General features: G+C 72.0%; 24 protein-coding genes and 1 riboswitch. Of the genes, 10 read left to right on the top strand and 14 right to left on the bottom strand.

All coding sequences use genetic code 11. The features are described from left to right. Positions 1-632: 632 nt before the first annotated feature. Positions 633-800, bottom strand: coding sequence for a hypothetical protein (locus ACH4N1_RS23895; protein ID WP_398099910.1), 168 nt, complete (start codon positions 798-800; stop codon positions 633-635). Between the two features lie 189 nt (positions 801-989). Between ACH4N1_RS23895 and ACH4N1_RS23890 the strand changes: the two genes are divergently transcribed. Beyond that, a complete protein-coding gene (locus tag ACH4N1_RS23890) occupies positions 990-4847 on the top strand; it encodes a HEAT repeat domain-containing protein (protein ID WP_398099909.1) in 3858 nt (1285 codons plus the stop codon). A 207-nt stretch (positions 4848-5054) separates the two neighbouring features. On the opposite strand, the gene ACH4N1_RS23885 is transcribed toward ACH4N1_RS23890, so the two are convergent. Continuing rightward, a complete protein-coding gene (locus ACH4N1_RS23885) occupies positions 5055-5471 on the bottom strand; it encodes a hypothetical protein (protein ID WP_398099908.1) in 417 nt (138 codons plus the stop codon). A 156-nt stretch (positions 5472-5627) separates the two neighbouring features. Beyond that, entirely contained in the window at positions 5628-6485 is an 858-nt protein-coding gene (locus ACH4N1_RS23880; RefSeq protein WP_398099907.1) for a thioesterase family protein, read from the bottom strand. 144 nt (positions 6486-6629) lie between these two features. Here ACH4N1_RS23880 and ACH4N1_RS23875 point away from each other — a divergent pair, with 144 nt between their 5' ends. After that, complete coding sequence (locus ACH4N1_RS23875) at positions 6630-7859, top strand: alpha/beta hydrolase (protein WP_398099905.1); 1230 nt, start codon at positions 6630-6632, stop codon at positions 7857-7859. On the opposite strand, the gene ACH4N1_RS23870 is transcribed toward ACH4N1_RS23875, so the two are convergent. The 9 genes from ACH4N1_RS23870 to ACH4N1_RS23830 form a co-directional block, all read right to left on the bottom strand. Next, positions 7768-8424: a trimeric intracellular cation channel family protein gene (locus ACH4N1_RS23870; protein WP_398099904.1), complete on the bottom strand. Its 657-nt coding sequence runs from the start codon at positions 8422-8424 to the stop codon at positions 7768-7770. The two genes, ACH4N1_RS23875 and ACH4N1_RS23870, sit on opposite strands and share 92 nt — an antisense overlap. A 64-nt stretch (positions 8425-8488) precedes the next feature. After that, positions 8489-9901, bottom strand: coding sequence for an ABC transporter ATP-binding protein (locus tag ACH4N1_RS23865; RefSeq protein WP_398099903.1), 1413 nt, complete (start codon positions 9899-9901; stop codon positions 8489-8491). Further along, complete coding sequence (locus ACH4N1_RS23860; protein ID WP_382786791.1) at positions 9898-10995, bottom strand: ABC transporter ATP-binding protein; 1098 nt, start codon at positions 10993-10995, stop codon at positions 9898-9900. The genes ACH4N1_RS23865 and ACH4N1_RS23860 overlap by 4 nt, the downstream gene beginning before the upstream one ends. Continuing rightward, positions 10992-11990, bottom strand: coding sequence for an ABC transporter permease (locus ACH4N1_RS23855; RefSeq protein ID WP_398099901.1), 999 nt, complete (start codon positions 11988-11990; stop codon positions 10992-10994). Before ACH4N1_RS23855 ends, ACH4N1_RS23860 begins: the two co-directional genes overlap by 4 nt. 110 nt (positions 11991-12100) lie before the next feature. Further along, positions 12101-13900, bottom strand: a complete 1800-nt coding sequence (locus ACH4N1_RS23850) for an ABC transporter substrate-binding protein (protein WP_398099900.1) — start codon at positions 13898-13900, stop codon at positions 12101-12103. Positions 13901-13968: 68 nt separating this feature from the next. Then, positions 13969-14976, bottom strand: coding sequence for an ABC transporter permease (locus ACH4N1_RS23845; RefSeq protein WP_366058180.1), 1008 nt, complete (start codon positions 14974-14976; stop codon positions 13969-13971). A 315-nt stretch (positions 14977-15291) separates the two neighbouring features. Beyond that, the gene (locus ACH4N1_RS23840; RefSeq protein WP_366058181.1) at positions 15292-16092 is read right to left on the bottom strand and encodes an enhanced serine sensitivity protein SseB C-terminal domain-containing protein; all 801 of its coding nucleotides are present in this window, start codon (positions 16090-16092) and stop codon (positions 15292-15294) included. A gap of 179 nt (positions 16093-16271) precedes the next feature. Beyond that, positions 16272-17066 (bottom strand): enhanced serine sensitivity protein SseB, encoded by a 795-nt coding sequence (locus ACH4N1_RS23835; RefSeq protein ID WP_398099898.1) that lies wholly within the window; start codon positions 17064-17066, stop codon positions 16272-16274. Positions 17067-17565: 499 nt separating this feature from the next. Beyond that, on the bottom strand, positions 17566-18252 hold the full coding sequence (locus tag ACH4N1_RS23830) for an AAA family ATPase (RefSeq protein WP_398099896.1): 687 nt from the start codon (positions 18250-18252) through the stop codon (positions 17566-17568). Positions 18253-18428: 176 nt separating this feature from the next. After that, positions 18429-18528: riboswitch (glycine riboswitch) on the top strand. A 190-nt stretch (positions 18529-18718) separates the two neighbouring features. On the opposite strand from ACH4N1_RS23830, the gene gcvT reads away from it, so the two are divergent. From gcvT to ACH4N1_RS23795, 7 genes are all read left to right on the top strand, one after another. Next, the gene (gcvT, locus tag ACH4N1_RS23825) at positions 18719-19837 is read left to right on the top strand and encodes a glycine cleavage system aminomethyltransferase GcvT (protein ID WP_398099895.1); all 1119 of its coding nucleotides are present in this window, start codon (positions 18719-18721) and stop codon (positions 19835-19837) included. A gap of 133 nt (positions 19838-19970) precedes the next feature. Next, entirely contained in the window at positions 19971-20348 is a 378-nt protein-coding gene (gene gcvH / locus ACH4N1_RS23820; RefSeq protein ID WP_366058184.1) for a glycine cleavage system protein GcvH, read from the top strand. A 15-nt stretch (positions 20349-20363) separates the two neighbouring features. Beyond that, the gene (gene glyA / locus ACH4N1_RS23815) at positions 20364-21626 is read left to right on the top strand and encodes a serine hydroxymethyltransferase (protein WP_398099894.1); all 1263 of its coding nucleotides are present in this window, start codon (positions 20364-20366) and stop codon (positions 21624-21626) included. Positions 21627-21730: 104 nt separating this feature from the next. After that, the gene (locus tag ACH4N1_RS23810) at positions 21731-23098 is read left to right on the top strand and encodes an L-serine ammonia-lyase (RefSeq protein ID WP_398099893.1); all 1368 of its coding nucleotides are present in this window, start codon (positions 21731-21733) and stop codon (positions 23096-23098) included. 230 nt (positions 23099-23328) lie between these two features. After that, entirely contained in the window at positions 23329-23601 is a 273-nt protein-coding gene (locus ACH4N1_RS23805) for a hypothetical protein (protein WP_398099891.1), read from the top strand. Next, positions 23598-23990 carry a type II toxin-antitoxin system VapC family toxin gene (locus tag ACH4N1_RS23800; RefSeq protein ID WP_398099890.1) on the top strand — a complete coding sequence of 131 codons (393 nt, stop codon included), beginning with the start codon at positions 23598-23600 and terminating at the stop codon, positions 23988-23990. Before ACH4N1_RS23805 ends, ACH4N1_RS23800 begins: the two co-directional genes overlap by 4 nt. Before the next feature lie 149 nt (positions 23991-24139). After that, positions 24140-24697, top strand: a complete 558-nt coding sequence (locus tag ACH4N1_RS23795) for a glycoside hydrolase family 25 protein (protein ID WP_398099889.1) — start codon at positions 24140-24142, stop codon at positions 24695-24697. A 6-nt stretch (positions 24698-24703) separates the two neighbouring features. Here ACH4N1_RS23795 and ACH4N1_RS23790 read toward each other — a convergent pair whose 3' ends face one another. Then, on the bottom strand, positions 24704-25366 hold the full coding sequence (locus ACH4N1_RS23790) for an NADPH-dependent F420 reductase (RefSeq protein WP_398099887.1): 663 nt from the start codon (positions 25364-25366) through the stop codon (positions 24704-24706). Between the two features lie 166 nt (positions 25367-25532). Beyond that, on the bottom strand, positions 25533-25745 hold the full coding sequence (locus ACH4N1_RS23785; protein ID WP_398099886.1) for an EF-hand domain-containing protein: 213 nt from the start codon (positions 25743-25745) through the stop codon (positions 25533-25535). A gap of 311 nt (positions 25746-26056) precedes the next feature. Here ACH4N1_RS23785 and ACH4N1_RS23780 point away from each other — a divergent pair, with 311 nt between their 5' ends. Continuing rightward, positions 26057-26692 (top strand): GNAT family N-acetyltransferase, encoded by a 636-nt coding sequence (locus tag ACH4N1_RS23780; protein ID WP_398099885.1) that lies wholly within the window; start codon positions 26057-26059, stop codon positions 26690-26692. Positions 26693-26711 lie beyond the last annotated feature (19 nt).

The raw sequence follows: 26711 nt of genomic DNA, 5'->3' as shown, positions 1-26711 counted from the left end.
GCTCCCCCACCCCCCCCCCCGCCCCCCCCCCCCCCCCGGGCGCGCCCCCCCCCCGCCCCCCCCGGCCGGCCCCCCCGGGGGGGGGGGGCCCCCCCCCCCCCCCGGCCCCCCCCCCCCCCCCCGCTTCCGTTCACCCCCTCCACCCCGGGTGCGGTTGACGAACGTGTCACGATCCGCAGACTCCGTCGATCGTTTACGCCTTTCGGCGGCACAGGTCCCGACCGTCCGGCAACATGCGTGTCCGTGGGACGACTTCCGGTGATTACGGATGAGTCGGCCGAGCACCGGACGGTGCTCGACCAACTACCAGGCCGCGCTGGGGACAGGCCGCGCCCAGCGCGCCTGCTTCGTACCCGCTGCCTGCGTGACCGTGACCTCCGGCGAGAGATCGAGGAGGGCCCGAACGTGGTGGAGTCCTGGAACACGGCCCACCCGGCCCACCCAGCCGACCCGACCAACACAGCCAACACAGCCAACACAGCCAACACGGCCAACACGGCCATCGACTACGGCAAGGGCGGCGAGATCCGCCTCGCCCTGGCCGCACGGCGGTCCCCCGGTGTCACCGTGTCCGGCGCGCAGTCGCGGCGTGCGTCGATGGCAGCCCCTCATCACGAACGGTCTCAACGGCGTCAACGGCGTCCGCGTGCCGCGCGGATCACCTCGGCAACGGCCTTGAGGACCGTGGCGCGGTCACGTGAGGCGGTCCCCCTCAACGCGACCGTCACGATCGACACGGCCGTGGCGGCCGTGACCAGCATGCCGGCCACGGGCACCAGCGCCCAGGCAGTGACATCCATGGCAGTCCCTCCGTCCGCGCGGCCGTCCGTCGAACCGCGCAGGGCCCATCCCACAAGACCGCCCCGGGATGAGGAACCTTTACCGGAGCGGACGGAGAGCGGCGGGGAAGGCCCAGTTCAAAGGCCTGACGCGTCGGCCGTCGGCAGGAGCCGCCGGATCCGGGGCGCACGCGCACGGGGGAGGACACGATGAGCACCACGGAGAGCCTGCGCGCCGAACGGCAGAGGCTTCGCGAGGAACTGCGGGATCTGGAGGAGGAAGCGCTCAAGGGCAGGGACCGGAAGGCCGCGGTCGACGAGGCCAGTGGCCGCCGGGAGGAGGAGGGGCTTCCGCCGCTGCGGGAGACCACCGTCGGCGGCTGGTTCGAGAAGGGCACGCCGGCCAAGGACTTCGAGGACCTGTGGGCCCTGGTCGTGGTGCTGCTGGAGTGGTCCGGGCATCGCCGGCCCGACGACCTCGGCGGTGCGGACCGCCTCAAGGCGTCGGCCTGGTGGAAAAGTACCAGGGAGGTGTGGCGGACCCGGTACCGGCAGGCCAGGGATTCCCGTCCCCCGCGCCGGGCCCGTACCGAACCGCACGGCTTCGACGCCGCGCGCCAGGCGTACTGCGCGGCGCTGCGCAGGTGGTACGCGCGGGTCGACGTCCTGGCCCCCGGGAGCGGTCCGGTCGGCCGTCCGCGCCTTCGGCTGAGTGACGTGTTCGTCGCCCCGTCGGTTCGAACGGACCCGTCGGCGGGGGCACTGCCGTACGACCTGATGCGCCGCCCGGTCGCCGCGGGCGGGACCGGCCGGGTCCCGCGGGTGCCGGCCGAGGAGTCCGCCCGGCCGGTCCTGCGGGTGCTGGCCGAGGAGTCCGCTCAGCGGACCGTGCTCCTCGGCAACCCGGGCGCGGGCAAGTCGACGCTCGCCCGGTACCTCGCGCTCGCGCTCGCGGAGGCGATGGACGCCGGCCCCGACGCCGGCCCGGACGCCGGCATCGACCCGGACCTGGCCCCGCTCGCCGGGTCGCTGCCCCTCCTGGTGGAACTGCGCGCGTACGCCGACCCGCGGTGGCGCACGCGCACCCTCCTCGATCTCGTCGCCCGGCTGCACGACACCAACGGGCGGGGCCTGCCGAGGGACCTGCTCGAGGCGTACCTGCGCGCCGGCGGCCGCGCGGTGGTGATCTTCGACGGGCTCGACGAGCTGCTGGACCCACGGCTGCGCGAGGAGGTCTCCGGCGAGATCGCCGGCTTCGCGTGGCGCCACCCGGGCGTCCGTGTCGTGGTGACGTCCCGGGTGATCGAGTACCAGCGGGCGGTGCTCGAACGTGAGGGCTTCCGCACCTGCGTGCTGCAGGACTTCGACCGCGCACGGATCGACGCGTTCGTGACCGGCTGGTACCGGCTGGCCTTCCCGGCGGACCCGGCCGGGGCGGCCCGCCTGCGCGACCGGCTGCTGGCGGCGATCGACGGTTCGCCGGCGGCGGCCGAACTGGCCGGCAACCCGATGATGCTCACCATGCTGGCCCTTCGCGGCGAGCACCAGGACCTGCCGCGGGACAGGCGCCGGGTGTACGCGCATGCCGTGGGCGCCTTCATCGCACAGTGGGATCCGAGCCGGTACTCGGACGACCAGCGGGTGGCCGAGGACGCCGGCCGCCTCCGTGAGCACGACCGGCTCGAGCTGCTGCGCCGCGTGGCCCATCGGATACAGGACGGCCAGGTCGCGACGGGCGGGACCTTTCTGCACGAACGGGAGTTGGTGGCGGAGCTCGACGGCTTCCTGCGCGAACGCTACCCACCCGATCGCGCCATGGCGCTCGCCTGCGCGATGCTCGACGAGTTCCGCGCGCGCAACAGCGTCCTGAGCCACTTCGGTGAGCGGATGTACGGCTTTCCCCACCGCGCGCTCCTCGAGTACCTCGCCGCGGCGGAGATCCAGCACCGGCTCACCGTCGAGCACAGCCTGACCTGGGACGCCCTCATCCACCAGGAGTACGGCGAGCACTGGGCCGACCCCGCCCGGCACGAGACCCTCGTCCTTGTCGCGGGAATGGTCGAACCGCGCCTCGCGGGCCGGATCGTCGACCATCTCCTCGCAGCCGATCCGCTGTGGTTCGTCCGGCGGCCCGGGTCGCCGTCGGGCGGGACGCCGCACCACATCGTGCTCGCCGCCCGGTGCCTGGGCGAGGTCCGTGACCCCGGCGAGCTGCCCGACCAGTGTTCCGCCGTCGTCAACGCGGTGATCGCGCTGATCGAGCACATGGCCGAGGAGCGGGTGTTCCCCGGTTCCCCGGTCACCCGCACGGTCGTGGAGACGCTACCGCCCGTGCTGGGCCGGCTCGGCGCGCGCGACTTTGCCGTCCGTCGGCGGTACCACGACTGGTACCTGGCGCGCGGCCAGTTCCTGAGCGTCGTACGGGAGGGGGAGAACTTCGCCTGGTCCGAGGTGCCCCCGGCCGCGCGGGTCGGCGCCGCGCTGCTGCGCGACGACGACGAGTTCCGCGAGGGCCTGGTCGCTCAGGCGGTCTTCGGCTCCGCGCCCGCCGGCAGGGAGGAGGCGCTGCGCGCGCTCATCCAGGAATGGCCCGACGATCCGCGGGTCGCCGCACTGGTGCGCGAGTTCGCCGAGACGGACCCCGACGGAAACGTGAGGCGCGGCTCGGTGCAGCTGTCCGCGACGATCGGCCGCCCGGACCGGTCCACCCGGGACTGGCTGCGGACGTGCCTCACCGACGACGACCGGTACCTCCGGCAGGGGGCGCTGGCCGCGCTCACCGACGGCTGGCGCGACGAACCCGAGACGTTCGCCGAGGTACGCCGATGCGCGAACGGTGACCGGGACCGGTGGGTCCGCCTCACCGCGGTGAGATGCGTCGCGGCCGGCTGGCCGGGCGACCCGGACGCCGCGGCCGTGGTGCGCGAGCGGGCCGCCCGCGATCCGGACCCGGACCTGCGGACCTCCGTGTTCGGCGTCCTCGTCGAGGGCTGGCCCGAGGATCCGCAGACCGTGGAGCTGTTGCGTGCGGTCGCCGCCGATCCGGGTGGCGAGACGTGGGTGCGGGAGTCCGCGCGGCGGGCGCTCGGCCGCGCCGGGACCCGCGCCGTCGGTCCCGGCGCCCCCCGGACGACGCTCCCGCCTCCCGCGGAGGACCCGCGGCACGCCGCGCTGGAACCCCTCGTCGTGGACCGGCGCACCGAGGCGAAGACCCCCATGCTGCTGCGTGAACGGGCCGAGACCCACTCCGACGACAGGGTCCGGGTGGCCGCGGTGCGGGCGCTGGCCGCGGGATGGCCCACCGATCGGCGAACGCTGCCGTGGCTGTGCGAGCTCGCCACCTCCGGGGCGAGCGAGCCGGTGCGGCAGGCCGCGCTGTGGGCCGCCTGCTCCGGCTGGCCGGGCCGTCCCGACGCCGGGGCGCTGCTCCGTGGCGTCGCCGGCGGCAAGGGTGATCCGCGGACCCGCGCGGTGGCCGTCCTGGCCCTCGCCGCCGGATGGCGCGACGCCCCGGAAACCGGGTCGCTGCTGCGCGGACTCGCCGTCGCGGTCGCCGACGACGCCGAGTTCGTACGCGCGACGACGGTACGGACGCTCGGAGCCGGCTGGCGCGACCACCCCGACACCGTCACGCTGTTGCACGACAGGGCCGAGAACGACCCCGAACCCTACGTCCGCGGGGCCGCCGTCCAGTCCCTCGTCACGAACTTCCGCACCCCGCGGACCGCCGTCCTGCTGCGCCGGCTCGCCGTCGAGGACCCCGACGAACACCTGCGCGCGGACGCCGTGCACCACCTGGCGGCGGGCTGGCGCACCGACCCGGAGACCGGTGCGCTGCTCAGGCGGATCGTCACCGGTCGGACCGACGCGATCAGCCGCAGCGCGGCGATCCGGGCCCTCGCGGGCGGCTGGCGCGACGACCCCGTCACCGAGGCGCTGCTGCGCGAGCGGGCCGCCGACGACTCCGACTGGGGCCCGCAGCAGGCGGCCGTGGAGGCACTCGCCGAACGCTGGCCCCACGACCCGGGGATCCAGGCGCTCGCCGACCGCTTCTCCGACGAGTGGTAGCGGCCGGGACCCGGCGGGCCGTCGGTCCGGCACGGTGCCGGGCAACGGGGTACCGGGTCCTCGAACGCGCCCGTACCGCCACCCGGATCCGCGGACCGGCCGAGTCGGCAGGCGCCGTTCGCGGCTCGTGACACGTTCGTCGACGGCAGCCGTGCTCACCCTGCCCGCACGGGCGCGAACACACCCACGTCCGCGCCTTCAGCCCGGTCACCGCGCCTGCTGCGCCGACTCCCCCTGGGCGCCGCCGTTCTGCGCCCCGTCCCGACCGCCGCCCGGCCCGCCGCAGTCGCCGCCCTGTCCCCCACCGGGACCGCCCTGTCCGCCCCCGCCGGGCCCGCCGCTCGGCATGCCGGAGGGAACGCCGGTCGGCACGCCCGTCGGGGTGCCGGTGGGGGCACCCGTCGGAGCCCCCGAGGCGGCGGCCCCCGTGGGCGCGCCCGACGGTGCCCCCGACGGCGCTCCGCTCGGCATCCCGCTCGGCCGCCGACACGCCTCCTGCCCGGACGTGCCGTCGCCGGAGGAGGCCGAGTCGCCCGATCCGCAGGCCACCAGGGCGAGCGGCATGAGCGCCAGCAGGGCGGCCGCGGGGAGGAGACGTACCGGCGTCGTCGGCACACGCTTCATGAGAGACAGCTCCAGAAAGGATGAGGAAGGCCTGAGACCGCCACTCAACCAACGGCGTTTGGGCCTTCCTTGGGACCCCTCTGTCCGTCTCCTGTCAATCGGGCAAAGCCCGGCTCAAGACATTCACCCCGGGTCCGTGGTCGACCGGGAGCGGCGTCACGCGAGGCGTACGCGGGCCAGTTGCCGGGACTGCGCCACCAACCGGTCCTCGCTGTCCCAGACTTCGCCGTCCTCCTCCAGGAACCCGCCCGCGAGGTTGCGGGTGGTGAGGGAGACGCGCAGGGGGCCGGGGGCCGGACGGCAGCGGACGTGGACGGTCAGCTCGATCGTCGGGACCCAGCCGGCGATGCCGAGGTCGAAGGCGGTGGGCGGCAGGGCGTCCACCGCGAGCAGCAGGGAGAGCGGGTCGGCGTCCCGGCCGTCGGCGAGCCCGAACCAGGCCCGCATCTCGCCCTTGCCGGAGGGCTGTCCGAGCGCCCAGCCGACGGTCGACGGGTCGAGCTTGAGCATCAGCCGCTCGGCGATGGGCTGCTGGTCGGCGTCGGGAGCGGGGGCGGGCCCGTCCTCGGGGCCGAAGCACTGGCCGATCGGGGGGAAGGCGGGCGGCCGGGCGGAGGTGCGGACGTCGTCGGGGAGGGCGCCGAGGTCGCCGTAGGAGGCGAGGACGCGGATCCGTTCGACTTCGCGGCCCTCCTCGTCGTACTGGAAGAGGGAGGCCTGGCCGGTGGAGACGGTGCGGCCGGCGCGGACCGTCTCGGTGCGGACGACCGCCGGGCCGGGGCGGGAGGCGCTCAGGTAGTGGGCGGTGACCGTGAACGGGTCGCCGTGCGGCAGCGCGTCGGCGAGCGCGCGGCCGAGGACGGCGAGCAGGTAGCCGCCGTTGACGGCGCCGAAGATGGTCCAGCCGGCCGAGAGTTCCGTGTCGTACACGCCGGGCTCGCGGAGGGTGACGGCGGTGTCGCGGTCGAACTCGCTGTCGCCGAGGGCGGCGGGGGCGATGGCTGCTTCAGACATGCGTGAACGGTACAACAGCCAAATACTAAGCGGTAGCTTTTCCCTTGCGCCCGCCCCGCCCCCCGTAGGCCGGGCGGGCGGTTTCCCGGCAAGTGTCCGCACTCGTCCGTAAACCTCGGGGCGCTGTTTCCCCTCTCCACAGACATGAGCCTGACCGGGACCCCGTTCCTCGCCACCCTGATCGCGCTGTCCGTCGTCGCTCTCGCCGTGCCGCTGCTGCTGTGGTCGCGGCTGCCCGGACCCCGGGTCCTGCGGGTGGCGGCGCGGACGCTGATGCTGCTGTTCGCCCAGGGCACGGCCGTCGCGCTGGTCTTCACGCTGGTCAACAACGCCAACAACCTCTACGACGACTGGGCCGACCTGCTCGGCACCGGCAGCTACGTGCAGCGGGCCGCCGACCTCGGCCCCGACGGCACCGGCGGCACCGCCGTGGAGCGGCTGCCCCGGATCCGGCAGACGTTCGCCCGGGCCGACGGGCCCGGCATGCGCGCGGCGGGCGGGGTGCGCGTCACCGAGCTGGAGGGCCGCGTCTCCGGCGTGAACGCCGAGGTCTACGTGTGGCTGCCCCCGCAGTACGACGACCCCGCCTACCGGCACCGCACGTTCCCCGTCGTGGAGCTGCTGCCGGGGTACCCGGGGTCGCCGAAGTCGTGGTTCGGGGCGCTGGGCGTGCACGAGCAGCTGCTGCCGCTGATGCGGGAGGGCGAGGTGGCGCCGTTCATCCTGGTCGCGCCGCGCACCACCCTGCTGCCCGGCGTGGACACGGGCTGCGCCAACGTGCCCGGCACGGTCAACGCCGACTCCTGGCTGAGCGTGGACGTGCCGAAGATGGTGCGGGACAACTTCCGCGCCGATCCCGCCCCGCGGGGCTGGGCGGTCGCCGGCTACTCGGCGGGGGCGCACTGCGCGGCCAAGCTGGCCGTCGCCCATCCCGACCGCTACCGGGCGGCGGTCAGCCTGTCCGGCTACAACGACCCGATCGGCGAGCGCGACTCGCTCACCGCGCAGGATCCGGCCCTGCGCCGGGCGAACGACCCCTTCCTGCTGCTGCGCGGCGCCGTCGCCCCGCCCCCGGTCGCCCTCTACGTCTCCGGCCAGCCGCACGACGGCTACGAGGCGGGCCTGGCGCTGCGGCGGGCGGCCAAGGCCCCGACGGCCGTGCACGTCGTGTACGTCCCCAGGAACGCGGGCGGTCACAACATGGCGCTGTGGCGGCCGCAGGCGGTGCCCGCCTTCCGCTGGCTGACGGCGCAGCTCGGCCGGCGGGACGTGGCCGGCGGCACTACTCCTCCCGGACCGTCGAGCGACGGTTCCACGCACGCGGCGCCCGCCAGTGGAACCGCATCGCGAGCAGCCGCAGGACGAAGGCCGTGAGCGCGGCCGTCCCGCCGGCGGCCGGGGTGAGGACGTCGTAGTGGAGGCAGACCGCCACCATGGTGGCGCCGACGATCGCCGGGACCGCGTAGAGGTCGCGGTCCCAGCGCAGCAGTGAGGGCACCTCGTTGGCGAGGACGTCGCGCAGCACACCGCCGCCGACGGCGGTGGCCAGCCCGAGAGCCGCGGACGCGGTGAGGCCCAGGCCGTGGTCGTACGCCTTCACGGTGCCCGAGACGCAGAACAGGCCGAGGCCGGCCGCGTCGAAGACGTTCACGCCGGACTGGATGCGCTCCACGTGCGGGTGCAGGAAGAAGACGAGGAGGGCCGCGAGCAACGGGGTGAGGAAGTAGCCCAGGTCCGTGAAGGCGGCGGGCGGCACCGCTCCGATGATCACGTCCCGGAAGATGCCGCCGCCGAGCGCGGTCACCTCGGCGAGCACGGCGATGCCGAAGACGTCGAAGTTCTTGCGCACGGCCAGCAGCGCGCCCGAGATCGCGAAGACGAAGATGCCGATCAGGTCGAGCGTGTGCTGGACGGATGGGCTGAAAAGTTGGTGGAGCACCCTACTATTCTCACCCAGCACAGAGACCCTGCCTTACATTGCAAGGCAGGGGCTCGTGCTCTGCTTACTTCTCCTTGGCAGGAGGCTCCTCTTCGGAGGCAGCGGCCTCGGGGGCGGCAGCCTCGGGAGCGTCCGGCTCGGGAACCTCGGCGGGCTCAGGCACCTCGGTGGGCTCAGGCGCTTCGGTGGCAGCAGCCTCGGCCTCCGCCGTGGCCTTCGCCTCCGCCGCAACCTCTGCCACGGCCGCGGCCTCCGCCACCGCCTCGGCCTCCGCCGCGGCTTCTGCCTCGACCTCCGCCGCCACGGCCGCCGACGTCAGGGCCGACTCCGCGAGCACCTCGTCGGCCACCAGCTCCGCCGCTTCCTTCGCGGCCGTCAGCAGGACGGTGTCCTGCGGCGCCTGGTCCTCGAAGTTCTCGGGGTGGTGGCAGGCCACCTGCTGGCCCGGCCGCAGCTCGACGAGCTTCGGCTCGGTCGTCCTGCAGATCTCCGTCGCCTTCCAGCACCGGGTGTGGAACCGGCAGCCGGTGGGCGGGGAGATCGGCGAGGGCACGTCGCCCTTGAGCAGGATGCGCTCGCTCTTGGTGTTCTTGCGGCTCGGGTCCGGGATCGGCACCGCCGACATGAGCGCCTTGGTGTACGGGTGCATCGGCGTCTTGTACAGCAGGTCGCGGTCCGCCAGCTCGACGATCTTGCCGAGGTACATCACCGCGATCCGGTCCGAGACGTGCCGGACGACCGAGAGGTCGTGCGCGATGATCACGTACGTCAGACCCAGTTCCTGCTGGAGGTCGTCGAGCAGGTTCACCACCTGGGCCTGGATCGACACGTCGAGCGCCGAGACCGGCTCGTCCGCCACCACGAGCTTCGGGTTCAGCGCGAGCGCGCGGGCGATGCCGATGCGCTGGCGCTGACCGCCGGAGAACTCGTGCGGGTAGCGGTTGTAGTGCTCGGGGTTGAGACCCACGACCGACAGCAGCCGCTGCACTTCCTTCTTGATGCCGCCCTCGGGCGTGACGCCCTGGAGCTTGAAGGGAGCGCCGATGATCGTGCCGATGGTGTGCCGCGGGTTCAGCGACGAGTACGGGTCCTGGAAGATCATCTGCACGTCGCGGCGCAGCGGACGCATGCCGCCGACACCGAGGTGCGTGATGTCCTTGCCCTCGAACTCGATCGTGCCGCCGGTCGGTTCGAGCAGCCGGGTGATCAGCCGGCCCATCGTCGACTTGCCGCAGCCGGACTCGCCCACCACGCCGAGGGTCTCGCCGGAGCGGACCTCGAAGTCCAGGCCGTCCACCGCGTGCACGGCGCCGACCTGCCGCTGGAGCAGGCCCTTCTTGATCGGGAAGTGCTTCTGCAGCCCCGTCACCTTCAGCAGGACCTCGCCGCGGGCGGCGTCCTCGGTGAGGGTGGCGGCGCCGCCGCTCGGCTCACCGTCGGTCTGCGCGGGGATCTTCACCGCTTTCTCGTCACTCACAGCTTCGGCGCAATCTCTTCGGTCCAGATACGCTCCCGCTGCTCCTTGCCCAGGTGGCAGGCGGCCCAGTGCCGGCTGCCGACCTCGGCCAGCTCCGGGCGGACGGTGCGGGTGACGTTGTCCTTCGGGAGGTCCGCGTACGGGCAGCGCGGGTTGAAGGCGCAGCCGGACGGGACGTTGATCAGGGAGGGCGGGGAGCCCTTGACCGGGATCAGGCGCTCCTGCTGGTCGCGGTCGAGTCGCGGCATCGAGCCGAGCAGGCCCCAGGTGTAGGGGTGGCGGGGCTCGTAGAACACCTTCTCGGCCGGGCCGCGCTCGACGCACCGGCCGCCGTACATCACCAGGAGGTCGTCGGCCAGTTCGGCGACGACGCCCAGGTCGTGGGTGATGACGATGACCGCGGAGCCGAACTCCTTCTGGAGATCGCGGATCAGGTCGAGGATCTGCGCCTGGACGGTCACGTCCAGGGCGGTCGTCGGCTCGTCCGCGATGAGCAGCTCGGGGTTGTTCACCAGCGACATCGCGATCATCGCGCGCTGGCGCATACCGCCGGAGAACTCGTGCGGGTAGTTGTCCACCCGCTTGTCCGGCTGCGGGATGCCGACCCGGTCGAGCATCTCGACCGCGCGGCGCTTGGCGGTCTTCTTGTCGACGTCGTGGTGGATGCGGTACGCCTCCACGATCTGCTGACCGATCGTGTAGTACGGGTGCAGCGCCGACAGCGGGTCCTGGAAGATCATCGCCATGTGACGGCCGCGCAGCTTGCGCACGTGGTCGGGGTCGGCGGAGAGCAGCTCGGTGCCGTCCAGCCAGATCTCGCCGGAGATCTGGGCCTTGCGCTTGCCGTACTGGCCGGCGGTGTGCAGGCCCATGATGCCCAGCGAGGTCACCGACTTGCCGGAGCCCGACTCGCCCACGATGCCGAGGGTCTTGCCCTTCTCCAGCTGGAAGCTGAGCCCGTCGACGGACTTCACCAGACCGTCGTCGGTGGGGAAGTGCACCTTCAGGTCGCGCACTTCGAGGAAGGCGCTCGGCGCGGGCGAGGCGGCGGTGGGTTCGCCCACGGCCGCTCCGCTCTTGCTGAGGTCGGTCATGTGAGCCTCACTCGGGGGTCGATCACGGCGTACAGGATGTCCACCACGAGGTTGGCGACGAGCACCGCGAGGGAAGTGATCAGGGTGACACCCAGGATGACGGGCAGGTCCTGGTTCTTGATGGCGTTGAGGACCGCCTGGCCGAGGCCGGGCAGGTTGAACGCCGTCTCGGTCAGGATCGCACCGCCGATGAGGGCGCCGAGGTCCATGCCCAGCATGGTGAGCAGCGGCGTCATCGTGGAGCGCATGGCGTGCTTGCCGATGACGACCCGCTCCTTGAGGCCCTTGGCGCGGGCGGTGCGGATGTAGTCCTCGCCGAGGATCTCCAGCATGGTGGCCCTGGTGATGCGCGCGTACATCGCCGCGTACAGGAACGCCAGGGTGACCCAGGGCAGGATCATTCCGCCGAACCAGCCGGTGAAGCTCTCGTCCAGCGGGACGAACTGGCCGTCGAACAGGTCCAGTCCGTACACGAAGATCGACAGCGCGACCATGCCGGTGAAGTAGATCGGGAGGGAGACGCCCGACAGCGCGATCACCATCGCGCCGCGGTCCCACAGGCTGCCCCGCTTGAGCGCGGAGAGCACACCCGCCGAGACGCCGAGGATCAGCCACAGCACGGCGGCGCCGAGCGCGAGGGCCAGCGTCACCGGGAAGCGGTCGGTCAGCACCGGCCACACGGCCTGCTCACTGCGGAAGGAGTAGCCGAAGCACGGCGCGGCGCAGTTGATGGAGTCGCCGCCGCCCGTGTAGGTGCGTCCGGCGAAGATCCCCTTGAAGAACTCCCAGACCTGGGCGTAGATCGGGTCGCCCAGACCCAGCTTCTCGCGCACACCCTCGACCGCGGCCGGGTCGGCCTGCTTGCCCACGAAGCTCAAGGCGATGTCGACGCCGGCCCACTTGGGGATGAGGAAGAAGATGCCGAAGACCACCATGACGATGACCACAAGCATCACTGCGGCGGCGAACAACCGCCTGATGAGGTAAGCGAGCACAGCTCTCGGCCCGCCGCGGACCGCGGGCCACCGGAGGTCTTCCGGTGGCCCGCGCTCACGCTGCGCCGGCCTTCACCTGCCTTTCGTGCCGTTCGGCGGGTGTGCCGGGACTACTTCTTCGGGTTCTTCAGACCGAGGTTCACGAAGTCGTACTGACCGCTGTAACCGTCGGTGGTGTAGACGTTCGCCAGGTTGTCCGAGCGCCAGTTGATGAACTTCTCGAAGACGAAGGGCAGGTAGTACGCGCCCTCCATCACCTTGTGGTTGATCTCCGTGGCGATCTTGGTCTTGCCGGCGTCGTCCAGGGTGGTGACGTACTGGGCGAACAGACCGTCGATGGTCTTGTCGTTGATGAGCGCGTAGTTGTTGTTACCGCTCTCCGCGATGTACTTGCTGTTCCACAGCGGCAGACCGAAGCCCTGGACGGACGGGAAGTCCGGACCCCAGCCCATGATGATGATGCCGTAGCCCTTCTTCTTCACGTTCGAGGGGCTACCGATGATGCCGGCGGTCTGCGAGCCGTCGTACTGGTCGATCTCGGCGGTGATGCCGATCTTCTTCAGCGAGGCCTGGAGGGACTGGGCCGTGGCCACCTCGACCGGCTTGTTGTTGCGGACCGCGATGGTGGTCTTGAAGCCGTTCGGCTGACCGCAGGCCTTCAGGGCCGCCTTGGCCTCGGCGACGTTGCCGCTCTTGTTGTCACCGGCGAGCTTGTACGGGTCGTACTTCTGACCCTCGGCGCCCGGGACGGACGGCGGCAGCATGTTGGTGCCGATGTCGCCACCGGCGATCGGGCCACCGCGCGCGGTCTGGAGCGACACGTGGTCGGCGCCGAGGATGACGGCCTTGCGGCACTCGAGCTTGTCGAACGGCGCGACGCTCTGCGGGAAGACCGCGTAACGGACGTAGCCGGAGACCGGGTTGTCCAGGTTGGCCTTGTGCTGCTTCAGGGCGGTGGTGCGGCCCTGCGGCGACATGCCGGTCTGGTTCAGGTCGAGGTCCAGGTCACCGCTCAGCAGACGCTGGTCGAGCTGGTTGGCGTCCGAGAAGAACTTGATGGTGATCTCGTCCGGGTAGGCCTTGCGGACCGGGTCCGAGGCCTGCTTCCAGTTGGTGTTGCGGACCAGCTTGAGGTCCTTGCCCGGGCTGTAGGACGCGAACTTGTACGGGCCCGAGGAGAACGGCTTCAGGCCGTACTTGGCCTTGGTGTCCATGTCCTGGCGGACCGGCGAGGCCGAGACCAGGGCCAGCATCTCCTCGAAGTCCGAGTTGGCCACGGGGAGCTTGAAGACGATGGTCTTGTCGTCCGGCGTCTCGATGGCCTTCAGACCGAGCTTGTCGGCGGAGGTGTCCTTGTAGGGACCCTTGTACTCGCCCTTGGGGTCGAGCACGTCCTTCAGGTACGTCGGACCGCCGGACAGGACGTCCTGCGCCCACACGCGCTCGATGCCGTACTTCACGTCCTTGGACGTGATCGGCTTGCCGTCCTCCCACGTGATGCCGTCACGCAGGGTGTACGTGTAGGTCTTGCCGTCGTCCGTGACCTTGGCGGTCGCGGTGGCGAGGTCCGGAGTGATCTCGGCGCCCGCGGCACCCGGCTCGGCCTTGTTCGTGACGAGCTGGCGGCTGTAGTAGCGCGCGAAGTTCCACATCATGCCGTAGTAGCCACGCGTGGTGTCCCACGAGTCGGCGTCCTGCGCGGCACCGAACTTCAGCGTGCCGCCCTTCTTGGCGGCGGACGCCTGGGCGACCTTGTTGTTCGCGGCGTCGAAGCCGGCGGCACCGGTCTTCGAACCGTTGTCGCCGTCGTCCGAACCGCCGCCGCACGCCGCCGTGGTCAGCAGCGCGGCGACCGCGGCAGCAGCGGCAATTGCCTGCTTCCGCCGCCCTGAGGTGCGTTGGGTAGTCACGATCTCGGATCCTCCGGATAGATGAGAGACCCCGTGTAGATGCCACGGGACAGTTGAGGTACGGCGGCTCAGCGAGAGGCCTTCGGGTCCAGCGCGTCCCGCACGCCGTCGCCGAAGAGGTTGAAGGCGAGAACAGTGATGAAGATCGCCAGGCCCGGGACCACCATGTACATGGGGTCGGACTCGTAGTAGTCGATCGCGCTCGAGAGCATCTGTCCCCATGAGGCCGTGGGCGGCTTGACGCCCACGCCCAGGAAGCTGAGTGCCGCCTCGGTGAGGATGTTGGTGGGGATCATCATCGTGGTGTAGACGACGATCGGGGCCACGAGGTTGGGCAGCAGTTCCTTGAACAGGATGTACAGCCGCCCGGCGCCCAGCGATCGGGCGGCCTCCACGTACTCGCGCTCTCGCAGGGAGAGGGTCTGACCGCGCACCACACGTCCGATGTAGGGCCAGCCGAAGAAGCCGATGACCAGGATCATGACGAAGACGCGCACGTTGGAGCCGGTGAGGCCCAGCAGGTTGCTCGGCATGACGGAGACCAGCGCGATGATGAACAGCAGCTGGGGGAAGGCGAGCAGACCGTCCATGACCCGGCTGACGACCGAGTCGACCCAGCCGCCGAAGAAGCCGGCGAGGATGCCCAGGACGGTGCCGAGGATCACGGCGACGACGGCCGACAGGAAGCCGACCAGCAGGGAGATCCGGGCGCCGTAGAGGATGCGGGCGAAGATGTCGCGGCCGTTGACCGGCTCGACGCCCAGCAGGTGGTCGCCGCTGATGCCGCCGAGGGAGCCCGTGGGGGTGCCGAACAGCGGGTCGATGAGGTTCTCGTGGTACTCGTTCGGGTCCTGGCCCAGGATCGAGGTGATCACCGGGGCCAGCAGTGCGACCACGACGAGGAGGAGCACCACGATGCCGCCGGTCAGGGCGAGCTTGTCCCGCTTCAGGCGCTCCCAGGCGATCCGACCCAGGGAACGGCCCTGTACGGCCTTCGCGTCGGCGGTGGCCACCGCCGCTTCCTCGGCCGGGCTCGGGGCCGCTTCCGCGGTCGGCTCGTGCAATGGTGCCGTCATCTGGCAGGGACCCCTCTCAACCGGCGGTAGCCGGCCCACACTTGCCGCTGTAGCGGCGTGATCAGTCCGTCGTACACAGGGGCGAAAGCACCCCTGATGCGGGAGTCTTCAACGCTTTGGCGATCTGTAGCCAGACTTGAAGGGGAAAGGATGCGTAAACGTGATGCTCTCAGGAGGATTCCGTTATCCGGACGGTGGGTAACGGGGGGCGGACACCTACGAGTTATGACAGAACCATCCATAAACGGACTTACCGCACCGATCTACGCGCGAAGATTCACTGAGCCGACTCGCGGGAGCGGACGGCGGGACGCATCAGTGGCGACCGGCCGGCGGGAAGCCGTAACCACCCGCGGGGGCCTGTGCGGCCGGCGCCGCGGGGGCGTGCGCCTCACGGTCGTAGAAGGGCCGGGCGTGCGCGCGCATCCAGAGGACCACCGGGTCGTAGTCGTCGCTCATGGTGACCGTGGACACCGGCAGGCCGTCCGGCACCGCGCCGACGGACTGCTGCATCATCGCCCGCACCGCGTCCACGGCCTGCGGGGAGGTGTCGTACACGTCGAGCCCGAGGGCGAGGTAGGGCGCGCCGAGGGCCGGCTGGACCCAGGCGCGGCGCAGGGAACGCAGGGCCGGGGTGCGGTGGGCGTTCTGCGCGAGCAGGGCGTAGAACTGCGGGATCTCGATGGCCGGCTCGGACAGGCGCAGCGGCCCGGCCGGCTGACGGTCCAGGCCGGTGGCGATCCGCCGCAGGTCGAGCCAGGGGATGCCGACGCCGCCGCCGGGGGCGTGCGGGTTCAGCCAGAGGCCGTAGTGGTCGGGGTAGAGGGTGCGGGCGGCGTCCAGCCCGTCGACCACCTCGTACGACCGGTTCCAGCCGCTCGCGGACAGTTCCTGGGCGGAGGTCACACAGGGGGCGTAGCCGTGTCCCTCGACGTCCATCGTGCCGTACTGGGCGTCGGCGGAACCGGCCTGACCCTGCCACAGCAGCATCCACACCTGGCCGGTGCCCGGGGTCGCGAGGGCGCGCAGGAGTGCCTCGTAGGCGTCGTAGCGCCCGGGGGTCACCTGGCGCAGCATGTGCTCGACCTGCCCGGCCGCGATGCCGCTGGCGCTCACCTGTACCGCCCCTTCGATAAGTTGCCCCGCTTTCGGGAGACCAGCTTAGGTGTCTTCGCCGACAACGGGTCCCCCCGAGGGGCCCGCTCGTCCGCCGCCGGCGGGACCGGGCCGGGGCGCCCGCCCGGCCCTCGCGGCACCGCCGCCCACCGGCACGGACGTCCCCGTGCGGAACGCGTTCAGTGGATCCGGGAGTAGAAGGGCCGCACGCGCTCCTTCAGCCACCGGGCCACCGGGTCCTCCGTCACGTCGAGCAGGACGAGGTTGACCGGCCAGGGCGCCCGGGCCCGGCCGAGCGCCCTGCCGAGGGCCTCCAGGGGCAGCGCCCGCAGGTCGCCCTCCCCCGGGGAGAGTTCGACGCCGACGAACAGCACGGGGTCGGCCGTCTCGATCGCGGCGAGGCAGCGGCGGGCGGTCAGGACGACGCCGGTCGCCTCGAACTCGGCGGTGGCGGCGGACAGGAAGTCCACCGGGTCGTCCTGCCAGTCGGGCTCGTAGAGACGGACCCGGCCGCCGCCGGCGGGACCGTCCAGCGGGGTGCGGCCGGCCCGGCACAGCTCGGCGACGGCCATCGGGGGCAGCGGGATGCCGACCGTGCCGTCCGGGTTCACCAGGATGCCGACCTGCGGGGGCAGTCCGCGGGCGAACTCGACGGCCGGGGCGACGGTGTACGACATGTGCGCGCCGACGACCTGCCGGAACTGCTCCTCGGAGCTGAACACGGGCACGTACGCCTGGCCCTCCAGCTCCAGGGTGGGCAGGTCCAGGGGGCCGCTGTGCGGGCCACCGCCGGCGGGCAGCGGCACCCACACGAAGCTGCGGCCGAGCACCTCCACGATCCGTCCGCCGGCCCCGGGCACGCCGAGGGAGGCGGAGAGCACCTCCTCCAGCTCGTTGCCGGGCCATCCGCCGTGGGGATGGGGGTGCGCCTGTGCCGGGAAGTCCGCGGGGAAGTCCGCCGGGGGGAAGTCCATCTGCCTACCGCCTGCTGGGAACCACTGGGTGTGGCTCGAAAGGCTATCGGGTATCGGGCCCGCCCCCGCGGCCGCCGGACGTCCCGGCGGCCGGGGGCCGGATCCGGGAGCCTGGACCCGCGCGGCGGAACCTGCGGCTCCGGGGCGGACCGGATCGGCGGCGGGGGCGGGTCCGTACGGCGACCGGGGGCCTGCACGGCAGCCCGACGGCCGAAAGCACCGAACCTTCCCGGCGAGCGGCGAGCGGCGAGCGGCGCCCCCTACGCCACCCCTGCGACCACGGGGCCCGGCCTCGTGTGCCGGTACGCCCGTGTGCCGGTACGCCCGCAGAAAGCCCGAGCCCGTGGCGGCCCGCGGCCGCACGTCCCACAGCCGTGCCACGGCCCGAAGGCCGCGCTCCCGGAGCCCGCGTGCCGGCCCGGCGACCGCGCACCCAGACCCCGTGTGCCGGCCCGACGGCCGAAGCCCCCGCCCCGGTCAGCCCGTGCCCGCGCCCCGGTCAGCCCGTGAAGGTGATGCGGCGGAGGGTGTCGGCCGCGGCGCGGTCCAGGAGGACCGTCGAGCCGCAGCCCTCGGGAAGGCGGCCCCGCTCCGCCGCGCGCAGCAGGCGGGCGGCGGCCCGGCGGTGCCGGCGGAAGGCATACCGGGAGACGCCCCGGCCGCGCTCGCGCTGGCCCTCCAGCGCGGTGTCCACGGGGACGTCGAGCAGCACCAGGTGCAGGCTGCCGCCGCGGCGGCGGGCCTCGCGGGCCAGCCAGGCCCGCACCCAGGCCTGCGTGCCGCAGTCGTGGACGACGACGCCCTCGCCGGTGCGCAGGACGCGGCGCAGACCGGCGTAGTGGGCGAGGCGGACGAGGGGGCGGTAGAGGGCGTAGGGCAGGGCGCGCGGCATGCGGGCGTCCCAGCGGTCGCGGGTGTCCTGGGAGTCGACGCGGACGCCCGTGACCGCGCGCTTCATCAGCGTGGACTTGCCGCTGCCGGGCAGTCCCGTGACCACGACCAGGTCGCGGGACGCGAACAGCAGGCCGTGCGGGCTGCGGCCGGCGCGGTCGCGCAGGTCGCGGACGACCGGGGCGGGCGGTGCGTCGGCCGCCTCCCGGGCGGAGGTCTGCGGCTGCGCGGGCAGTGCGAGCGCCGGGCCGGTCGCGAGCGCCGGGCCCGTCCCGAGTGCCGTGGTCCTGTTCACCGTGTGCGTCCTCCCCTGGGGTCAGACAAGTCTTCTCCCCGTCGAGCGTAAAGAGAAGGTAATCCGGTTCGTCTCGCGTTTTCATGCGCTTACCGCCACAGGCCGGTTACAGATGCGGCCTGCCGCGATCGGGCGGGGCGTGCGATGATGGCCGCGCCAACTGCATACCGGCCGTTTGAATCCGCGCGGGAGAGTCCCCACCGGCAGCATCGCTGGGGCGCCGAAGGAGCAAGTCCCTCCCTTGAATCTCTCAGGCACCGTTACCGCGCGGGCGAGGCACATCTGAAAAGCGGGTCGCCCTCCGGTGGCCCCACCCAAGGTGCAAGCCGTGGTCGACCCGTGCGCGGGCGGTCATGGCGAACCTCTCAGGTTCCGATGACAGATGGGGAGGAAAGCCCTCGCTTCCCCCACGCCCGGCTCCGCCCGGGTGGGAGGGACCCCCGTCGCCCTGGGAGACGAACGTCCGATGAGCAGTACCCCGCTCCGCCACACCGCCCTCGACGCCCTGCACCGTTCGCTGGGCGCGACCATGACCGACTTCGCCGGCTGGGACATGCCCCTGCGCTACGGCTCCGAGCGCGACGAGCACAACGCCGTACGGACCCGGGCCGGCCTCTTCGACCTCTCGCACATGGGCGAGATCACCGTCACCGGCCCGCAGGCGGGCGCCCTGCTGAACTTCGCGCTGGTCGGCAACATCGCGGCCGTGGGCGTGGGCCGGGCCCGCTACACCATGATCTGCGACGCCGACGGCGGCATCCTCGACGACCTCATCGTGTACCGGCTCGCCGACACCGAGTTCATGGTCGTCGCCAACGCCTCCAACGCCCAGGTCGTCCTGGACGCGCTGACCGCGCGCGCCGGCGGCTTCGACGCCGAGGTGCGCGACGACCGCGACGCCTACGCGCTGCTCGCCGTCCAGGGCCCGGAGTCCCCCGGCATCCTGAAGTCGCTCACCGACGCCGACCTCGACGGCCTGAAGTACTACGCGGGCCTGCCCGGCACCGTCGCCGGCGTCCCCGCGCTCATCGCCCGCACCGGCTACACCGGCGAGGACGGCTTCGAGCTGTTCGTGAAGCCGGAGCACGCCGTCGAGCTGTGGCAGGCCCTGACGAAGGCCGGCGAGGGCGTCGGCCTGATCCCCTGCGGCCTGTCCTGCCGGGACACGCTCCGCCTGGAGGCGGGCATGCCGCTGTACGGCCACGAGCTGTCGACCGCGCTGACCCCCTTCGACGCCGGGCTCGGCCGGGTCGTGAAGTTCGACAAGGACGGCGACTTCGTGGGCCGCGAGGCGCTCGCCGCGGCCGCCGAGCGCGCCGCGACGAACCCGCCCCGGGTCCTCGTCGGCCTGGTCGCCGAGGGCCGCCGCGTCCCGCGCGCCGGGTACGCCGTGGTCGCGGGCGGCGAGGTGGTCGGCGAGGTCACCTCCGGCGCCCCCTCCCCCACGCTGGGCAAGCCGATCGCGATGGCCTACGTCGACGCCGCGCACGCGGCACCGGGCACGCCGGGTGTCGGCGTGGACATCCGGGGCAGCCACGAACCGTACGAGGTCGTGGCGCTGCCGTTCTACAAGCGCCGGAAGTAGAGACTGGCGCACGGCCGACAGACCGGGCCCCGGCCGGCCCCGCGCGTGACCCTGCGCACATCCGCGCTGCTCACGTGCGTCTCCAGCAGTCCCCCTTCATCAGCACTCCCCCGCGTACAGGAGAATTCAGGCCATGAGCAACCCCCAGCAGCTGCGCTACAGCAAGGAGCACGAGTGGCTGTCGGGCGCCGAGGACGGCGTCTCGACGGTCGGCATCACGGAGCACGCGGCCAACGCGCTCGGCGACGTGGTCTTCGTCCAGCTCCCCGAGGTCGGTGCCACGGTGACCGCGGGCGAGTCCTGCGGCGAGCTGGAGTCGACCAAGTCGGTCAGTGAGCTGTACGCGCCGGTCACCGGCGAGATCGCCGAGGTCAACCAGGACGTCGTGGACGACCCGTCGCTGGTGAACTCCGCCCCCTTCGAGGGCGGCTGGCTGTTCAAGGTACGCGTCACGGACGAGCCGGCCGACCTGCTCTCCGCCGACGAGTACACCGCCTTCATCGCCGGCTGAGAGGTCGAAAGACGCATGTCTGTCCTGAACACGCCCCTGCACGAGCTCGACCCGGAGATCGCCGCGGCGGTCGACGGCGAGCTGCGCCGCCAGCAGTCCACGCTCGAGATGATCGCCTCGGAGAACTTCGCTCCGCTCGCCGTCATGGAGGCGCAGGGCTCGGTCCTGACCAACAAGTACGCCGAGGGCTACCCCGGCCGCCGCTACTACGGCGGCTGCGAGCACGTCGACGTCGCCGAGCAGATCGCGATCGACCGGGTCAAGGAGCTGTTCGGCGCCGAGTACGCCAACGTCCAGCCGCACTCGGGCGCCTCCGCCAACCAGGCCGCCCTGTTCGCGCTGGCCCAGCCCGGCGACACCATCCTGGGCCTGGACCTGGCGCACGGCGGTCACCTGACCCACGGGATGCGGCTGAACTTCTCCGGCAAGCAGTTCGACGTGGTCGCCTACCACGTGGACGAGGCCGGCCTGGTCGACATGGCCGAGGTCGAGCGGCTCGCCAAGGAGCACCGCCCGAAGGTGATCATCGCGGGCTGGTCGGCGTACCCGCGGCAGCTGGACTTCGCCGAGTTCCGCCGGATCGCCGACGAGGTCGAGGCGTACCTGTGGGTGGACATGGCGCACTTCGCCGGTCTGGTCGCGGCGGGCCTGCACCCGAACCCGGTGCCGTACGCGGACGTGGTCACCTCCACGACCCACAAGACGCTGGGCGGCCCGCGCGGCGGCATCATCCTCGCCAAGCAGGCCTTCGCGAAGAAGCTGAACTCGTCCGTGTTCCCGGGCTTCCAGGGCGGTCCCCTGGAGCACGTCATCGCGGCGAAGGCGGTGTCCTTCAAGGTCGCGGCCTCGGACGACTTCAAGGAGCGCCAGCGCCGTACGGTCGACGGCGCGCGGATCCTCGCCGAGCGGCTGACCGCGCCGGACGCCCGGAAGGCCGGGATCAACGTCCTGTCCGGCGGCACCGACGTGCACCTGATCCTGGTCGACCTGCGCGAGTCCGAGCTGGACGGGCAGCAGGCCGAGGACCGTCTCCACGAGGTCGGCATCACGGTCAACCGCAACGCGGTCCCGAACGACCCGCGGCCCCCGATGGTCACCTCGGGCCTGCGCATCGGCACGCCCGCCCTCGCCACCCGCGGCTTCACCGCCGAGGACTTCGCCGAGGTCGCGGACGTGATCGCGGAGGCGCTCAAGCCGGCCCACGACGCGAAGGCCCTGAAGGCCCGGGTCGTGGCCCTGGCCGAGAAGCACCCGCTCTACCCCGGTCTGAACAAGTAGTTCCCGTTTCCCGACGGGCTTTCGCAAGGGTGTCCCGCACACTGGTCAGTGGGCGGGACACCCCACCGGAAGCCTTCTGCACCACCCCGTATTGAGGAGTCCCCGTGGCCATCTCGGTCTTCGACCTGTTCTCGATCGGCATCGGCCCGTCCAGCTCCCACACGGTCGGCCCGATGCGGGCGGCGCGCATGTTCGCGCGGCGTCTGCGCAACGAGGGCCTGCTGGGCTCCGTCGCGTCCGTGCGCGCGGAGCTGTACGGCTCCCTGGGCGCGACCGGCCACGGCCACGGCACCCCCAAGGCCGTCCTGCTCGGCCTGGAGGGCGACTCGCCGCGCACGGTGGACGTGGAGACGGCGGACGCGCGGGTGGAGCGGATCAAGGACTCGGGCCGCATCCGGCTGCTCGGTGAGCACGAGATCCCGTTCTCCTTCGACGACGACCTCGTCCTGCACCGCCGCGAGACCCTCCCGTACCACGCGAACGGCATGACGCTGTGGGCGTACGGCGACGGGGGCGCGGAGCTGCTGTCGAAGACGTACTACTCGGTGGGCGGCGGGTTCGTCGTCGACGAGGACGCGGTCGGCGCGGACCGGATCAAGCTGGACGACACGGTCCTGAAGTACCCCTTCCGCACGGGTGACGAGCTGCTGCGCCTGACGCGGGAGACGGGCCTGTCGATCTCCTCGCTGATGCTGGAGAACGAGCGGGCCTGGCGCACCGAGGAGGAGATCCACGAGGGCCTGCTGGAGATCTGGCGGGTGATGCAGGCCTGTGTGGCCCGCGGCATGTCCCGCGAGGGCATCCTGCCGGGCGGTCTGCGGGTGCGCCGCCGCGCCGCCATGACGGCCCGTCAGCTCCGGGCGGACGGCGACGCGTTGGCCCACTCCATGGAGTGGATCACGCTGTACGCGATGGCGGTGAACGAGGAGAACGCGGCGGGCGGCAGGGTGGTCACCGCCCCCACGAACGGCGCGGCCGGCATCATCCCCGCCGTCCTGCACTACTACGTCAACTTCGTCCCCGGTGCCGACGAGGAGGGCGTCGTCCGCTTCCTCCTGGCCGCCGGTGCGATCGGCATGCTCTTCAAGGAGAACGCCTCCATCTCCGGTGCCGAGGTCGGCTGCCAGGGCGAGGTCGGCTCCGCCTGTTCCATGGCGGCGGGCGCGCTGGCGGAGGTCCTCGGCGGCTCTCCCGAACAGGTCGAGAACGCCGCGGAGATCGGCATGGAACACAACCTCGGCCTCACCTGCGACCCCGTGGGGGGCCTGGTCCAGATCCCCTGCATCGAGCGCAACGGCATGGCCGCGGTGAAGGCGGTCACGGCGGCCCGCATGGCCATGCGCGGCGACGGCTCGCACAAGGTGTCGCTCGACAAGGTCATCAAGACGATGAAGGACACCGGCGCCGACATGTCGGTCAAGTACAAGGAGACGGCCCGCGGCGGGCTGGCCGTCAACATCATCGAGTGCTGACGCCGTAGGCGCTGCCCCGTACGTTTCCTTCTTTCAGCGCTGTCAGGGTCCTCCCTGCCTGCACGGCGGAAAGTCCCTGATTCCCTGGGGCAAGCAGGAAAGTCTCCCGGGTCGCGCCCGTGACCTGAGAGTTTCACGGCACTCACTGCACACCACACCACCGCCGTTCGAGCGGCACCCACGGGCAGAATCACCCAGCGCAATAACAAGAGTTTTGTTAAAATCGCCGCATGACCACCTCCCCGGCCCCCGGCGAGGGTCCGATCCGGCCGGTTTCCGTTTCCCTCCACGAGGGCACCATCGCAGCCCTCAAGGCGCGTACCGGCAAACGCGGCATGTCCGCCTACGTCGAGGCCCTCATCCAGCGCCAACTGGAGCGCGACCGGCTGCGCGAACTCATCGAGAAGGCCGAAGCCGAACACGGCCCCGTGGACCGAGCCGCGGTCGAAGCCAAGCGCGCCCTCCTGCGTGGTGGTACGGCCGGCTCGGCGGACGCGGCGTGAGCGGCACTCTTGTCCTGGACTGCGAGGGCCTGTCCGCACTCGTGAGACGCACACCCGAGCTCACCGAGTGGCTCTCTGCCGCAGAGGCCGAGGACGTCCGCGTCGTCACCAGCTCCGTCACCCTCGTCGAAGCCCGCGACCCGAAGACCCACCAGGCCCGATTCGACTACGCGGTCTCCCGCGTCAACGTCGTACCGCCCGACGAGACCATCGCCCGCCACGCCAGCAAACTCCTCGCCTCAGCCGGCCTCCACGGCCACAAGTACGCCCTCGACTCGATCGTGGCTGCCACCGCGCTGGCCTCCCCCGTCCCCGTCACCATCCTGACCTCGGATCCGGAGGATCTGCAGGTCCTGTGCGGCTCCGGCATCCGCATCGTCAAGATCTAGGGAAACGGCCCGCGGTCGGCCGGCGGTGGACGTCATCGCGTGCTGCACCCCCGCCGCCGCGCCGGGGGACGGAAGCGGAGGTTCCGGCCTCGGCGTGTCGGGGCATAAGACAACTCCCCTCCGTTCTGCTGCACTTCCGGGAGTTGCCCATGCTCCGTGGTGTCGACGTCAGCGCCTACCAGTCCTCCACCTACCCGACGGAAGGCCTCTCCTTCGTCTTCGTCAAGGCGACGGAGGGCCGTACCTACGTCAACTCGAAGCTCGCCGCCCAGACGAAGCGGGCGCGGGACGCCGGCCTGGTCGTCGGCTTCTACCACTTCCTCTGGCCGGGCAACCTCGGCGCCCAGGCGGAACACTTCCTGGCGAAGGCGCCGGAGCGCCCCGGCGACATCCTCGCCGTCGACTGGGAGACGACGGGCGAGGGCACCCACGCGAGCAACGCCGAGAAGGACCGTTTCATCAGGAAGCTCAAGAAGCTACGGCCGCGCAACCGGGTCGTCCTGTACTGCAACAGGACCTACTGGCTGAACGTCGACGACACCTCGTACGCCGGCGACGGCCTCTGGATAGCCGACTACGTCACCGCGGGCAAGCCCCGCATCAAGGCGAAGTGGCGCTTCCACCAGTACACGGACGAGCCCCTCGACACGAACGTGGCGAAGTTCGCCGACAAGGCGGCGCTGCGGGCGTGGGCGACCGTGGGGTGAGCCGGCTCAGCCCCGGAAGGCCGCCGGGCGCTCCGGGGACGCCGCCGCCAGGGCCCGGGTGACCTCGTCGACCCCGCCGCGCAGGCCGTACACCGGGGTGTCGGGCTGCTGGCGCCAGGAGTCGTCGATGCCGCCCGCGTCGACGGTGTCGAAGCCGAGTTCGTCGATGAGGGCCCGCACCTTCGCCTTGGCGGCCTCGTCGTCGCCCGCGACGGGCAGGGCGATGCGGCCGGGGGCGCCGGCCGGGAGGGGGCGGTCCAGGATGTCCTGGGCGTAGGTGCCGTTGAACGCCTTGACCACCGGGTGGCCGATCCGGCTCTCCGTCCAGCGGCTCTCGGTGATGCCCTCGTCCTCGATGGCGTCGATCCGGCCGTCGCGCTGCTGCGGGTAGTAGTTGCCCGTGTCGATGACGGCGACGCCCTCGGCCGCGCCGTCGAGGATGCCGGAGGGCAGGTCGGGGATTGCCTTGAGCGGGATCGTGACGACGACGACCTCGGCGCCGCGCGCCGCCTCGGTGACCTCGACGGGGGTCGCGCCCGTCTCCTTCGCCAGCTCCGTGAGCGTCTGCGGGCCGCGGGAGTTGGCCACGGAGACGTCGTGGCCGAGGGCGGTGAGACGCCGGGTGAGATTGCCGCCGATGTTGCCCGCGCCGATGATGCCGATCTTCATGTCAGGCCCTTCCCGAACGATCCATGCGCATGCATGCTTTCGAGGGCCTCAACCGCGGGCGGTCGCCGGCTATTCCGCTCCGCCGCCACACGGACGACGGACGGACGGCGGACGGACGGCGGACGGATGCCCCGCGGCTCGCCCGGGACATCCCTCCGCCCGCGCGTCACTTGTCCAGGTAGGCCCAGAACTCGTCGAACGACAGGACCTTGTCGCCGTCCAGGTCGCGGGTCTTGATGACGGCCTCGGCGACCGTGTCGGTGACGTGCCAGTCGCCCCCCTGGGCCAGGGCGGTCTTGAACTCGGCCGCGGTGATGAATCCGTCACCGTCCGTGTCGATCCGCTGGAACTGCTTGCGTGCTTCTTCGATGTCCGCCACCGGTCCGCCCCTCTTCGTCATACCTTGCGGTGCTGTGTTGCCGTCGTTCTGACGCAGGTCAGATTAACGGTCCGGGTGAGCGCGCAGTGCGGCCACCACCCAGCCGGACTCCCGCACCGCGGGTGACCGGGGTCAGGACGCCCTCGTCCGGCCGGTGGCGGGCGGTGGCGGACGGTGCGCACGGGCGGGCCGGTGGCCCCGGCCGGCTCGCCGACGGCGAAAAGGCCGGTGCCGTCGTCGGTCACGTGTGTGAGTCCGGGCCTCCCGGCGGGCAGGGAGTCGAGCAGCGGGAAGGAACGGGGAGGAGCGCGGTGGAGACCTTGCGGGACATCCTGGACGCGGCGGCGCGGGGCGTGTTCCCGCCCGCGGACGGCCGGACGACGGTCGTGCCCCAGTCCTGCCGGCGGGACGCGGGCGTGCTGTCCTTCACCGCGCACTCGGTGGTGTTCACCGACGAGGACCCGGAGTGGGTGCACGCGGCCTTGCGCGCGGCCGACTGCGACGCGCTGGCCGCGACGCTGAACGCCCGCTTCCTGGTGGCGTTCATGGACCGCACGGGCCGCCGGACCGACACGGTCGACGCGATGGTGGTGGGTTCCCCGCTCACGGGCGGGCCGCCCGTGGAACTGACGCGGATCGACGATCCGGACCATCCCCGGGTGGTCCGCTCGCGCGAGCGGCGCGACGACGTGCGGGTGTGGGCCGCGGACGGCGGGGTGCTGGTCCTGGGCCGCGGGATCGGCGGGCGGCTGGAGGTCGCGGTCGAGGTCGACGAGGACGTACGGCACCGGGGGCTGGGGCGGGCCCTGGTGACGGCGGCCCGGCACCTGAGCGGGGGCGAGCCGGTGTGGGCGCAGATCTCCCCGGGGAACGCCCGCAGCATGCGGGCGTTCCAGGCGGCGGGCTATGTGCCGGTGGGGGCGGAGGCGCTGCTCACCGCCCGGTAGCGCGGGTGCGGGAGCCGTC

This window comes from Streptomyces sp. NPDC017202, from assembly GCF_044331705.1.
GTDB lineage: Bacteria > Actinomycetota > Actinomycetes > Streptomycetales > Streptomycetaceae > Streptomyces.
The sequence above is the reverse complement of the archived record's forward strand: the minus strand, read 5'-3'. Positions and strand labels throughout refer to the sequence as shown.